The following is a 13696-nucleotide window of genomic DNA, read 5'->3' as shown; positions in this document are numbered from 1 at the left end:
TTATTAATCGTGAAGGAAGAAGCAAAAAAAATTCTTGCAACATCTTCAGAAGAAGAATTAACGGACAAAGAGCTTAAATCAGTTGCAGGCGGAATCGGAATTGGACTTAACGGCGAGTCTGCTGCTAAGCCTGAAATCATAAGTAAAGTTAACCCTGCCGAAGACAAGAAAACTGATGAGAGCGGTATCGTATATGCTGACAGCAAAGCAATCATTTAAGGAGGTATTATCATGAAGGAAAACGCAAGAAAATTTCTCGAATTAGCGTCAAAGGATGAGGCACTCAAGCAGGAATTAGCAAAGGCTTGCACAGAGGCCGCAAAAGGTAAAGACAGCAAAGAGGCAGCAACAGAAGCAGCACTTGAGGCCAGCGCAAAAATTGCAGCAGCTCACGGACATAATATCCCAGTTGAAGACTTCAAGACTCAAAAAATGTATCTGCTTTCAGAAGACGAGCTTAAATCAGTTGCAGGCGGTGTAAATTTCCAGCCTAACAAAGTTACGAGCTCATGTTACTGCAACAGAACAGGCGACGGAATCGGCTATCGTCCCAGCGACGGCGCATTAGAGTTAGACTGCTACTGCTCAGGACAAGGCGACGGCTATAACCCTACTAACGGCGGTTCTCGCTGCTCATGCAATAACGGCGGTATCGGTTTAGCGTAAAATTTTTTGCTCATTTGAGGTCTCTTTATGGTATTATTACAACAAATTACACTATATCAGGAGGCTTCAAATGAGTTTTTTATTGGTCGATAACAATTTATCGGATTTAAATAATTTATCAAATATTATTCACAAAGTCGTCCCCGGTATGGAGATTATCGCAAAACAATCTGCCGAAAGCGTTTTAACACTGCCCTCACTTGATTTTGACGCGGCATTTATTGAAATCGAGCTTGACCCCGGATATATGAGCGGTCTTGAACTCGCAGCAAAATTGAAATCTATCCGCAAAGATGTTCATATTATATTTGTAACTAACAGCACAGATTATTATCCAGAAGCATTTGCAGTACACGCAGACTCTTATTTGCTGAAAAAAGTTACTGAACGGGACATCAAACGCGAAATTAATTATATCTCGAACAATTATCCCGCACCCATAAAGACTAAGGGAAAAATTTACGTCCAGACATTCGGAGGATTTAACATTTTTCTTGACGGAAATATAATCGAATTTAAGCGTACAAAAGCTAAAGAACTTCTTGCACTTTTGGTCGACAGGCGCGGGGCAGGCGTTACAGCTCGTGAGTCATGTGCAGCACTTTTCGGCGACAGACCCTATGACGATATTGTAAACGGCTATTATCATGTATTAGTTCATTCGTTAGTTCATACGCTCATGGATGCAGGAATAAGAAATATTTTAATCAGGCGCAAAAGTTTTCTCGCGATAAAACCTGATACTTTCGAGTGCGACGCTTATAATTTCCTCAAGGGCGATCCTTCCGCACATCGTCAATACAGGGGCGATTATATGATTTGCTACGATTGGGCGCAGTATAATGCATTAGGTAATTAGTTATGCCGGAAAATAATAATCGAATCACTTCGCCGGAACAGTTAAATAATTATATCCGCATAAGCAACCCCGGAGTCTGGATAATTTTAGGCGCGATTATTGCATTTCTTGCGGGATTATTCGTCTGGATATTCATGGGACAAATAGAAATATCGTTTAGAGCACCTATTTTCATGCAGGGACACGAGGCGAGAGCTTTTCTCGCTTACGGCCAAGTTTCCCAGCTTCAAAACGGTATGACAGTCAGAATCGACAACACAGCGATAACCGGCACAATCACAAATATTTCACACGACGTAATGAGGTATGACGAAATAATTAAATCAATCGGGCGCAGAACTTCAGCAGCAATGCACATAAACGAGTTTGACAGGTTATTTGCTGTCTCGATGAAATTCGATAACGCGCCTCAAAACGTATCAGAGGCAAATTTTATAACCGGCATAGTTAAGCCCGTACACTTTTTATTACGATGAAAAAATTTGCAAAAGTTCCCATTATAATGCAGCTTGAAGCTCTCGAATGCGGGGCAGCTTGTCTTGATATGATACTTGCTTATTACGGACTCTGGATCCCGTTAGAACAAATGCGCCGGGACTGCGGAGTCTCCCGCGATGGTTCTAATTTGCGCAACATCTACAGGGCAGCACAGAAATATAATTTACACACTAAAGCATTTAGTTGTGATGCACAGGCTTTGAGAGAAAATGCAAGTTTCCCCGTTATAGTTTTCTGGGAAAATAATCATTTTGTTGTCGTCAACGGTTTTCACAAGAATAAAGTTTCAATCAACGACCCTGCACGAGGCCATGTAATAATAACTTTTGAGGAGTTCAAGCGATCATATTCTGAAATTTGCTTAGTGCTTGAGCCTGACGAAAATTTTAAACCGGGCGGCCGTCCTGCGTCTATTCTCGGTTTTGCGCGTCAAAAATTGCGTGGTGCGTTCCAAATGTTTCTGATTACTGCTTTAACGACTCTGATTACTTCATTGATAGGGATGTTACTGCCGGCATTTAATAGATTCTTCGTCGATAATTTATTAACGGCCAGACATTTGCAGTGGTCAGAAGGATTCTTTATATTGCTTGGACTCGTAATAATTTCGCAGATTCTAGCACTCGGAATAAAAGCTATATTTTTTCTCAGGCTTCAGGGCAAAATGACGGCGATGTCAAATACTTCATTTATGTGGCATATATTGAGACTCCCGTTAGAATTTTTCGAGCAGCGTATGGCCGGAGATATTGCAGATCGTTACGTGTCGAATCAGGGAATATCAAGCATTCTGATAAACACTTTTACGCCGTTAATTCTTGATTCTGTCGTGATGATATTTAATTTAGTTATCATGCTCAATTACAGTATGACTCTTGCGTTTATCGGGATTCTTGCTGTAATCATAAATTTATTTCTCGCTAAGATAATTTCAGAGCACAGAATAAATATAACTCGTGTACAAATGCGCGATCAGGCAAATTTAAGCAGCACAACTCTAATGGGAATTGACATGATAGAAACTATTAAATCATCAGGCGCAGAAAACGGATTCTTTACGCGATGGGCAGGCTTTCAAGCTAATTCACTTGCTCAACTGGTAAAATTTGAGAGATTGAATCAGACTTTAGGGCAGCTTCCGGCGTTGTTGTCATTATTGTCATCAAATATAATTTTATTCTTGGGCATAAGATTAATAATGACAGGTGAATGGACAATCGGTTTAATTTCTGCGTTCAACGGATATTTAGCGGCGTTCTCGAGTCCAGCTCAAATGTTAATAAGTGCAGGCCAGCAGCTTCAAGAAATGCGAACAAGAATGGAACGTGTGCAGGACGTTTTTAAATATCCTGTTGACGTTGAATATGATAATGACTTGCCCGACGAGGAAATAAATAAATTGAGCGGCCTTGTTGAAGTGAATAATATTACATTCGGTTATAACAAGTTAAGCGAGCCGATTCTAAAAAATTTCTCAATGAGAGTCGAACCGGGAAAAAGTGTCGCTATTGTCGGGCCTTCAGGGTGCGGAAAATCTACCGTCGCAAAATTAATCACCGGTCTTTATAATGTCTGGGAGGGCGAAATTTTATTTGACGGCAAAAAGTTATCGCAAATTAATAGAAACGTTTTCACCGGCTCTGTAGCGTGTGTCAGTCAGGAAGCTATTTTATTCGAGGACTCAATTTCTAATAATATCCGCATGTGGGATAAATCAATTGAAGACTTTGAAATTATCTTGGCCGCGCGTGATGCAATGATTCATGATGAAATATTACAGCGGGACGGGGATTACTCGTCAGACGTTCAAGAGGGCGGGAAAAATTTTTCAGGCGGTCAGAAACAGCGAATCGAAATAGCTTCAGCACTTGCCCAAGACCCTACTATAATAATTCTTGATGAGGCAACAAGCGCACTGGACACTAAGACAGAATATAAATTGATAAATGCAATCTCAGCACGGGGAATAACGCGAATAATAATATCTCACAGACTCTCTATAATAAGGGACTGCGACGAAATTATCGTGATGAAAAACGGCGAAATTTTAGACAGAGGCACTCACCAGGAATTAATGAATAAATGCGGGTATTATGCGTCTCTGATTACAAATGAATAGAGGCAGGAGGAAAATTTTTTATGTCAAACTGGTTTGATGAACAAATACACACGAGAATGCAATCAGATTTAGACTCTTTCTCTAACGCCTTTAGCAGCATATCAGAGGCAATAATGGGCAGAAAAATTTTCGATGTTGAGGACGACTCAAGCAGTGCACTTGAAGAAATTGCGAGATTCTATAATATTTATGACAGCATAAGAGATATAGAAGACGACGAAATTAATATCAAGCTCGACAAAATTTTTGCCTCAAATGGGATTATGCGCCGTGAAGTAATTTTAACTGAAGGCTGGTACAAAGACTCGGCGGGGATTTATTTAGCGTCGACTAAAGAAGGCCGTTATATTGCGTTGATTCCTGATTACAGGGGCTACACTTATAAAGACTACGAGACCGGCAGGAAAATTAGAATCAATTCCAAGACTCAGAAAAATTTACATCATGAAGCACTTTGCTTTTATCGTCCATTACCGGCAAGAAAGCTCACTATTACGGATTTAATAAATCACGCTCTGAAAAGTTTAAATTTGTCGGACATAATTTCTATATTGCTAATAACTCTTTGTGTAACGTTTGTATCAATGGTAACGCCTTATTTGACGCAGATTATTTATTCACAGACGATTTACAGTAAAAATATAAGTGCGGCGGCTGCGGTATTTATATTTATTATAGCGTCGGGGATTTCAGTAACGTTATTTAATGTCGCGAAAAATCTTGCACTATCACGAATCAATATCAAGACAAATGCAAATGTTGAATCGGCTGTAATGATGAGAGTAATAGAACTTCCGGCGGACTTCTTCAAGCAGTATTCTTCGGGAGAACTTGCCCAGCGTGCAGAATCAGCAAGCAATTTATGTACAACTATGGCGAACGTAATTTTTTCATTGGGATTAACTGCGATAATGAGTTTATTTTATCTCCGGCAAATTTTTATATTTACTCCTGCGCTTGTTCGTCCGGCTGTATTAATAGTTTCTGCGTTATTTATTTCGTCGGTGCTGTTGACGTATGGGCATTCAGTAATAATGACCCGCACAACGAAATTACTTGCGAAAGAATACGGGTTAATTTACGCATTTGTAACGGGAATCCAGAAAATTAAATTATCGGGTTCAGAACGCCGGGCCTTTGCGAAATGGGCAGATCAATACAGGCAAATTGCAAAACTTAATTATGACCCGCCTATATTGTTGAAGCTGACTCAAGTTTTCCAGCCTGCAATAACTTTAGCGGGAACGTTTATATTATATTCGTCTGCTGTGAGTGCAGGAGTCTCGCCTGATGATTATATGGCTTTTACTGCTTCATACGGGTTATTGTCGGGGGCGTTTGTTGCTTTGAGCGGTGCAGCGTTGTCTATTGCGTCAATAAATCCTCTGCTTGACATGGTGAGACCGATTTTAGAGTCAGTTCCGGAAATATCGCACGGAAAAAGTAAGCCCATTCACGGCACTATAGAATTAAATAATGTCAGCTTCAGATATTCGCCAAAAACGCCGTTAATTCTCGACAAATTTTCAGTGAAGATCAACAAAGGCGAATACGTTGCAATAGTCGGAAAAAGCGGTGCGGGAAAAAGTACGTTAATGCGCTTATTATTAGGCTTTGAACGTCCGGAGAAGGGAGTAATTTATTATGACGGCCACGACTTAAAGACTCTTGACGTTAAAGAATTTCGCAAAAATATCGGCTGTGTCATGCAAAATAGCAAATTATTTCCCGGAAGCATTTACTCGAATATAATAATTTCTGCGCCTAACTTGACGGAAAATGACGCGTGGGAAGCTGCAAAAATGGCCGGAATCTATGACGACATTAACGCAATGCCCATGAAGATGCAGACGTTCATAAGCGAAGGAGCCGGGACACTTTCGGGCGGTCAGATACAAAGAATAATAATCGCGCGTGCAATAGCGTCAAGGCCTAAAATTTTATTGTTCGACGAGGCAACAAGCGCACTAGATAATATCACTCAGAAAATAATTGCTGACTCACTCGAACAGCTTAAATGCACGAGAATTATAATAGCTCACAGACTTTCGACCGTGAGAAACTGCGATAAAATTCTAGTTCTTGACAACGGGAAAATCGCGGAGTCGGGAACTTATGACGAATTAATGAATAAACACGGCTTATTTGCTGAACTTGTAGAACGTCAGATATAGCGATATTCACTCTTTCATCGCGGGGAATACACTTTAAACGGGTGGGCGGGTGGGAACTACTCGGCCCGTGCGTGGAATACCCTTAACTGTAGACGTGCAAAAAGGTTTTAGCTTTTGACTTTGCTTGTATAGATTTTAAAGTGTTTTCGCTATATTATGTTGCTTATAAATTGATTAGATTATAGGAGCGTGAAAAGTTTTATGCTTAAGGACTCAAAAATTTATGTAGCAGGCCATAGAGGCATGGTAGGTTCTGCAATTTTGCGCGAACTCACAAAGCAGGGCTATACAAATATTATTACGCGCACACATTCGGAATTAGATTTAACGCGTCAATCAGAAGTAGAAAAATTTTTTGCTGACGAGAAGCCTGAATATGTTTTCTTAGCTGCTGCCAAAGTAGGCGGAATAGGTGCAAATTCGGCGGCACTCGCTGACTTCATGTATATAAATATGATTCTTGAGATGAACGTTATTAATTCCGCGTGGAAAAATGGCTGCAAAAAACTTGAATTTCTTGGATCTTCCTGCATTTATCCGAGACTCGCGCCTCAGCCCATCAAGGAAGAATATTTATTAACCGGCTCACTTGAGAAGACTAACGAAGCATATGCACTCGCAAAAATTTCCGGGCTAAAATATTGTGAATTTCTCAACAAACAATATCACACCGATTATATTTCCGTAATGCCCTGCAACTTGTACGGAATAAACGATAATTATCACCCTGAACACAGTCATGTTTTGCCGGCTTTGATTCGCAGATTCCATGAAGCAAAAATTAATAATCTCCCTGAAGTTACATGCTGGGGCGACGGCAGCCCGTTAAGAGAATTTCTATTTGTTGATGACTTGGCCGAATTGTGCGTGTTTCTCATGAATAATTATTCAGGCGATGAGACAGTAAACGCAGGAAGCGGCAAAGAAATTTCTATCAAGGATTTAACGCACTTAACAGCAGAAATTATCGGCTACAACGGCAAAATTTTATGGGACACTTCAAAGCCGAACGGGACTCCGCGCAAATTAATGGATGTCAGCAAAGCTCATTCTATGGGATGGCACGATAAAACGAGTCTCCGCGAAGGAATTAAATTATCATATGAGGATTTCAAGCGCAAATATAGAGAGTAAAAGCCGGGTTTAATGCCCGGTTTCTTCGTCTTCGTCTATGATTGAACCACCGAAAAGTTTATTTATCGCTTCAACTTTCAAATTTTCACCGATTACGACAATATCAGAATTATTATTTATAGCTGACTCTGTTACTTCATAGATTCTATTAACGACGCTGAAATTTAACACGCCATTTTTACACGCCGCAAAGCCTTTCGACCTCACAATATCGCCGTAACTGCCTGATAATAAATTTTCAAGTTTGTATATAAGCTCGTCGGGTGATGAAACTTTTATATTTGCCAGTGCTAGACTCGATAATCTTTCTTCGGGATTAACGGATGATTTTATTGCTTTATTGCCGTCTTTGAGAGTCAATAATTCAAACCATTTTTCGCGCGGCCACTTTGAGTAATGCTCTAACGGGAAATTTACGCCGTCTTTGATTGCAAGCTCGTTATAAATTTCGTTGAAGCCGTCTTGTGATAAACTTTCAGATTTCGATAATACAACATTTCCGGCAGAGTCTAACTGATCATTAAAGTATTCGGGATAAAAATTTTTCTCTTCCCTGAAATTTTGCGAGTCAACTATCACAACAGGAGCAAGCACGCCGATATTCTCATATGAAATTTTGCGCAGACTCTCCAGAATCCTTGAAGGCATTGCAACTCCGCTCGGTTCGACAATTATATAATCAGGATTCAAAGTGTTTGCTATAGTCATGACAGACAGCGAGAAATCCATATTCATCGAGCAGCAAATACAGCCTTCTGTAAGCTCATAAATTTTCATTGCGTCCTGATTCAATAATTTGCTGTCAACGTTTGAATTTCCAAATTCGTTTTCCACCACGACAAATTGACGGCCCGTCGCGCGTGTCATGGCCTTGATGAAACTTGTTTTACCTGCTCCGAGAAAGCCACTTATAATTAGTACCTGCATGATAAATAAATAAACGCCCTGCAATTTTCTACAGAGCGTCTCACAAAATTTTTAAATATTAAAGCACGACAACCGGTTTAATGAGATCTGCCGGCTTATTCTTCATGAGCATTAAAGCATCTTCGACGTGCTCAAAGCCTTTGAACGGGTGAGTAATTAATTTCTTGACGTTCAATTTTCCGCAAGCAACGAGACTGCTTAACTTTTCGAGTCTCAATCTTCCGCCGGGCATGAGTCCGCCTGCAATAACTTTATTTGACATTCCGCAGCCCCATTCAGCTCTCGGGATTGTTACATATGTTCCGCTGCCGAGATAGTTTACATTTCCGATTCTTCCGCCCGGTTTAAGGCATTTAATAGCGGGTTCGAATGTCTCAACGCCGCCGCCTGCAATGACAACTTTGTCAACGCCCTTGCCGTCAGTGAGCTTTAAAACTTGTTCGTCAATGCTGCCGTCCTTGTAGCCGATAAAATCTGTTGCACCGTAGAAAGCTGCTGCATCTCTGCAAACTTTGCGCGTTCCTACACAAATAATTCTGCTTGCTCCGTGAAGGTTTGCGCCCGCGACTGCCATTAATCCGACCGGCCCTATTCCGATTACTAAAACTGTGTCGCCAAATTCTACCTGTGCAAGTTCTACGCCGTGAAATCCTGTAGGCACCATATCAGATAACATACATGCTTCTTCAGGAGAAATTGAGTCGGGGAGGTGTGCTAAGTTCGAGTCTGCCTCGTTGACATGGAAATATTCGCCGAAAACACCGTCTTTAAAGTTTGAAAATTTCCAGCCCGCTAACATTCCGCCGGAGTGCTGGCCGTATCCTGCCTGCGCTTCAAGTGATCCCCAGTCAGGTGTAATTGCAGCGACCATGACTCTATCGCCCTTCTTGAAATCTTTGACGAGTGCGCCGACTTCATCAACGACTCCGCAGCCTTCATGACCGAGAATCATATTATGACGGTCTCCGATTGCGCCTTCCCAGACTGTGTGTACATCGCTTGTGCAGGGTGATAATGCAAGGGGCTTCACGATTGCATCAAGAGGGCCGCACGCAGGACGATCTTTCTCGATCCATCCGGCTTCACCGATTTTTAACATTGCGTAACCTTTCACGCTAAAATCTCCCTTCGTTGATTCTATAATTTGCTGTAATTGATGATTGTTTATTGTATAAAACTTTTTGAATTATAGCATAATATCATGACTCTATAAATGCAAAACCTTTTTATCGCTATTAATGGCGCGTCTTCCTGGGCGGGGAGGGGGTAAGGGGGACGGGCGTTAGGGGGTCCCCCTTGCATGAATCACAAAATTTTTTTATCGTCATTAATGGCGTACAAGCAGCGTCAAAGGCGAAAACCTTTTATCGCGTTTACTCCTTAACAAATCTAAAATTTTCATGGCCCAATGCTTTGCAATTTTCGCTTAATATATGCTGTATATTCCCTGATATTTCATCGGAAGCAACAAAATCTATATTTACAGAAATTTCAAGACTACCGCCAGTCATTAAATGCGGTATTATCTCATCTTTTATTTTGTCAAAATCGCGCGCAAATCTCGAAGGATCCAATTTCGCTGTCAAATAAAATTCTCTCGTCTTGTGTTCAGGTTCAGGAGTCGTAATTTTTTCTTGTTCGGGCTTGGTCGAGTCTTGCGGCTTTGATTCTTCAGGCTTCGGGATAAATTCAGGCTTCACAAGATATGACTCTTTATTCACTGACTCACACGAAAAATTATATCTAAAGTTTATATATTTACCGTCAGAATCTTTCGAGTCAGCAAGCGCAAAATATTTATCAGACTCTAAACCCCTTTTTATCGCAGTCTCAAGCACGCTGTATTTCGCGAGTTTCGGCAAGTAACAATATTGAGTCAAACAGTCCCATAAAGTTTTTACGCAAATATCATTCTTTCCGTCCCATAATAATTTATCAAGTTCGAATCTGAGATTTTCAGGTGCCCAGCTCGTATAAATTAAATCATAGTCTTTTATCGCTGACTCTGTGCGCTCGATTAAATTGCTGCCGTCATTGCTGATCCTGTACCGCTCAAAATTTAAATTCTTCAGATCTTGGCCATTTTCAAGACTTGGCACTAACAGCCATATCCAAACCGAGCATAATTTATTCATAATTTCATCGTCATAACGCTTTATATTCGCCTGAGTCTCCCGTATTTGACGCGAATCAAGATTCAAAATTTCCCTGTCATCACTTATCGAACGCCACGCAATGTAAAATCTCGCAATCTTCCTCAAGCCCTCTAAGTTTTCAGAGTCAGGAGCAAGAAAAACTAACATATTTTTGTGCATTCTCGGCGATCTCCCGCAGTCATTCATTATCTCTAGACAAAACTTTTTAGCAATATCATCATCACGGCCGTTATAAGATTTTGAAGGCGGCAATATAACGAGTCTCGCTCTCTGTTCATCTGTTACATCAAATGCACTGTCCGGGCAGACGTGAACACCTGAAAAAATTTGACCGCGATTCATTTTTCCCAAACGTTTAATTATTTCAGAGTCAATCTTCAAATCATCAACTTGTGAGGCTCTCTCGTCTACAGTTTTGCGGAGGGTCGGCCTCGTGTCGTACCAGAAATTATTTCCGTCAGAGTCAGAATATAAGTATGCAAGTGAATCCCTTAACGTGTTTAATGCGTCATTATAGACAGAAATATTTTCGCCGGGCTGAATCACTCCGAGTCTTATGCTCGCCGAGTCTATCCCTCTTTTTGTTTTCTGCTGTGATGGGCTTGAAGGCGCACTCCCTAACATGATTGCACGAGCTATCTTTATTGACGCGTGATCTTTGCCGTAACGTGTAATTTCTCTATCGTTTTTGCGGGGAATCGAGTCAAGGCCGTCAACTTCATTATCTATTATTGCGCTCCAAGTGTCCTGTGATGACAAAGATTTTATTAGATTCGTCCTGATATTCTGCTCGCTGAAATCTATCGAACCGGGCATTATTAAAGCGTTAGAGTCGCTCTTGTCCCATAAATTATATATCACACTCGCCATAAAACGCAGAACGCCTCGAGTCCTCTGAAAATTTTCAAGCGTCGACCACTCTTTATATAACCTGTCAAAAATTTCAGGGTGAATCGGATAGCATGATATTATTCTGTCCTTATATGATAATTCGCTGGCCTCAAAGGGAAAATCTTTCTTGTTGTAACGGTAAAATTTGCTGAATGAGTCCGCCGTTATGTCTCTTGCTTCCGGATTCGCACACTCCTTGAATAATCGCCGTCTCACAACCTCAAAACCTTCGCGGGGTTCTACAGGATTATAAATCGTCTCAATTCTGCCAAAAAATTTTTCTATCGTCCTGCAAATTTCTTTTCCCTGAGAGTCGGCAACTTCCATATCTGACTCAGGTATTGACGCAGCTATTAAACTATTTTTGCTCGTTCTGGCCGCTTCTGTTAATTCCTGAATGAACGTTATAAAATTTCCGAACGTACCAGCAGATAATTTTCTGTCATTCAATTTACGCCCATACGCTACTATCTCATCCATCAAGATTAAACACGGCCCGCAAGAGTCAAATATTTCACGCAAAACTTGTGATCCCGGCGATGTACCATCTTCATCATTTTTTCTGACGCGCTCAAAAATTGTCTTATCACCGGAAGACTCCGCAAGCTGTGCCGCCATTTCTCCCCAGAAAGTATTTATCTTTATGTCAGGGAAAACTTTTGAGACTCTCGCCTCAGACACATTTAATGCAGTACCAACAAGAACAGCAATATTTACACGAGGCAATGCAGAAATTTTCGCCTCATCAAGAATCTCACGCACAGACTTTATATTATTTCCTGAACGCATAAAATGATACAATGCAAGCATACTGTGAGTCTTTCCTCCGCCGAACGCCGTTTTTATCTGCATTACTGGGTCGCCGTCCTGATTTGTTACCCGCTTTGCTGCCTGAAGTAATAAACCCTTCATACCTGACGTTAAATATGTGCGCGAAAAAAATTCGTTCGGGTTTGAATACTCGTCCCGGCCTTCTCCGCTCGTTGACTGTGCAAGATCTATCGCAAAATCTGAATTCTTGTAGACTCCCTTCATTACATCATCATGAGGCGTTATTATTTCTCTCCAGCTCGTTAAGTTATTCATTTACTTGTTCGCCCTCCTGAAAATTAATTTCTTTCTGCACAAATGGCGATTTCTCGTTAAGTTTTGCAGCTTTCTTCACTATCTCCGGCCACGACGAAACAAGAGCATTATACGCGTATGACTCCTGATTCCATTTTCTGTGTTCGGCGATATTATAGAGTCTGTACGCTAAATCTTTCGCACGTTCTGCACTGCCCAAATTTTTTATAATGTTCGCGCATTCTTCATTTCCGCCCGTAGACATCGCATGAGTCAATTTCTGAGTCAATGCCCAAGTGATATTTAAATCTGCGTTTGACGGCAATTTTTCGCGATCCGTTAAATGTACTTTACCTCCGCTGGCAAACAAAACGCCCTTTTTCACAAGCGAGTCAACTGTTACATTTTTTGCGCGCGACAAAGTATCTGCCTCACCGTATGAAATCGTGTCAAAGCCCTTCATAGTGTAAAGCTCTATGCAGAATTTCGACTCTGCGTCCAAATTTATATTATCGGGATGTAAAATTTTATCGCGTTCATCATTGATTATTTGCAGGGCTTCCCGAATCGTTATTGCTTTGCCGTCTGACTCTAACACACTCGAATATCGCGAATATACAGCCATTCCCGGCCCTATCGCTGATTGAGTCATGTCTACTGGTGCTATGCTGCTTGCTTGAAGAGTCTTTAACGCCGACTCTAACTCTTTGTGCAACTCTCTCATAAATTCACGGCGGCTGATTGAATGCGCGTTTTCTGGACGTTTGCGGCACACTAACACTATCGACGATGCTAGAGAGCTTGTTTTTTTCTTCAACGCTGATACTAATTCCGTTCTCATCGGCCAAGTTCCAGTTATGACAAATCCGGCGTTAATTATTGCTGATAACATCGTCTCCCATGCTGAAGACGGCGAGTCAGAATCTTTCTGCTTATAAGCGTAATAAATCGTAACAGGGTAATCATCGCTTGCATAGAGATAAATTTTTTTGCAGGCCTCAAGCATTCCAGACTCGAAAAAATTTTTTGCCTCGTCCTTATTATCATGTCTGTAGGGAGTCGCAATTAATTCTTCATTCTTGGGAGTCGTCATAACTGCAAATAAATCGGGGTAAACTTTACGCAGATTCTTTCGCAGCCATATATAAAAATAGTCCGATAGATCAGCATAGCCGATATTGTCATAATAGGGAGGGTCGGTCGAGAT

The 13696-nt window shown here is 41.1% G+C and carries 11 protein-coding genes; 7 read left to right on the top strand and 4 right to left on the bottom strand.

From position 1 onward, the window contains the following. The first annotated feature begins 9 nt into the window (after window positions 1-9). From IJT21_02350 to IJT21_02320, 7 genes are all read left to right on the top strand, one after another. Window positions 10-219: a bacteriocin gene (locus IJT21_02350; GenBank protein MBQ7577087.1), complete on the top strand. Its 210-nt coding sequence runs from the start codon at window positions 10-12 to the stop codon at window positions 217-219. Window positions 220-231: 12 nt separating this feature from the next. Then, window positions 232-666 carry a hypothetical protein gene (locus IJT21_02345; protein ID MBQ7577086.1) on the top strand — a complete coding sequence of 145 codons (435 nt, stop codon included), beginning with the start codon at window positions 232-234 and terminating at the stop codon, window positions 664-666. Between the two features lie 70 nt (window positions 667-736). Then, on the top strand, window positions 737-1525 hold the full coding sequence (locus IJT21_02340) for a response regulator (protein MBQ7577085.1): 789 nt from the start codon (window positions 737-739) through the stop codon (window positions 1523-1525). Between the two features lie 2 nt (window positions 1526-1527). Further along, complete coding sequence (locus tag IJT21_02335) at window positions 1528-2001, top strand: hypothetical protein (GenBank protein ID MBQ7577084.1); 474 nt, start codon at window positions 1528-1530, stop codon at window positions 1999-2001. Beyond that, a complete protein-coding gene (locus tag IJT21_02330; GenBank protein ID MBQ7577083.1) occupies window positions 1998-4142 on the top strand; it encodes an ATP-binding cassette domain-containing protein in 2145 nt (714 codons plus the stop codon). Before IJT21_02335 ends, IJT21_02330 begins: the two co-directional genes overlap by 4 nt. A 20-nt stretch (window positions 4143-4162) precedes the next feature. After that, window positions 4163-6316 carry an ATP-binding cassette domain-containing protein gene (locus IJT21_02325; GenBank protein MBQ7577082.1) on the top strand — a complete coding sequence of 718 codons (2154 nt, stop codon included), beginning with the start codon at window positions 4163-4165 and terminating at the stop codon, window positions 6314-6316. Between the two features lie 201 nt (window positions 6317-6517). Continuing rightward, window positions 6518-7450, top strand: a complete 933-nt coding sequence (locus tag IJT21_02320) for a GDP-L-fucose synthase (GenBank protein MBQ7577081.1) — start codon at window positions 6518-6520, stop codon at window positions 7448-7450. Window positions 7451-7459: 9 nt separating this feature from the next. Here the strand turns inward: IJT21_02320 and IJT21_02315 are convergent, their stop codons facing one another. The 4 genes from IJT21_02315 to IJT21_02300 all read right to left on the bottom strand — a co-directional run. Next, on the bottom strand, window positions 7460-8377 hold the full coding sequence (locus tag IJT21_02315; protein MBQ7577080.1) for a GTP-binding protein: 918 nt from the start codon (window positions 8375-8377) through the stop codon (window positions 7460-7462). A gap of 58 nt (window positions 8378-8435) precedes the next feature. Beyond that, the gene (locus IJT21_02310) at window positions 8436-9491 is read right to left on the bottom strand and encodes an NAD(P)-dependent alcohol dehydrogenase (GenBank protein MBQ7577079.1); all 1056 of its coding nucleotides are present in this window, start codon (window positions 9489-9491) and stop codon (window positions 8436-8438) included. 259 nt (window positions 9492-9750) lie between these two features. Beyond that, the gene (locus IJT21_02305; GenBank protein ID MBQ7577078.1) at window positions 9751-12510 is read right to left on the bottom strand and encodes an ATP-binding protein; all 2760 of its coding nucleotides are present in this window, start codon (window positions 12508-12510) and stop codon (window positions 9751-9753) included. After that, window positions 12503-13696: DUF1156 domain-containing protein (locus tag IJT21_02300; protein ID MBQ7577077.1), on the bottom strand; the 1194-nt coding region annotated here is incomplete at its 5' end. The genes IJT21_02300 and IJT21_02305, both read right to left, overlap by 8 nt.

It is taken from the genome of Synergistaceae bacterium, assembly GCA_017443945.1.
GTDB lineage: Bacteria > Synergistota > Synergistia > Synergistales > Aminobacteriaceae > JAFUXM01.
Note: the sequence above shows the minus strand (reverse complement) of the source record. Positions and strands in the feature narration are given on the sequence as shown.

Coding starts and splice junctions, on each gene's coding strand:
- IJT21_02345 (MBQ7577086.1), top strand. CDS start 232: ATGAAGGAAAACGCAAGAAAATTTCTCGAATTAGCGTCAAAGGATGAG.
- IJT21_02340 (MBQ7577085.1), top strand. CDS start 737: ATGAGTTTTTTATTGGTCGATAACAATTTATCGGATTTAAATAATTTA.
- IJT21_02335 (MBQ7577084.1), top strand. CDS start 1,528: ATGCCGGAAAATAATAATCGAATCACTTCGCCGGAACAGTTAAATAAT.
- IJT21_02330 (MBQ7577083.1), top strand. CDS start 1,998: ATGAAAAAATTTGCAAAAGTTCCCATTATAATGCAGCTTGAAGCTCTC.
- IJT21_02325 (MBQ7577082.1), top strand. CDS start 4,163: ATGTCAAACTGGTTTGATGAACAAATACACACGAGAATGCAATCAGAT.
- IJT21_02320 (MBQ7577081.1), top strand. CDS start 6,518: ATGCTTAAGGACTCAAAAATTTATGTAGCAGGCCATAGAGGCATGGTA.
- IJT21_02315 (MBQ7577080.1), bottom strand. CDS start 8,377: ATGCAGGTACTAATTATAAGTGGCTTTCTCGGAGCAGGTAAAACAAGT.
- IJT21_02305 (MBQ7577078.1), bottom strand. CDS start 12,510: ATGAATAACTTAACGAGCTGGAGAGAAATAATAACGCCTCATGATGAT.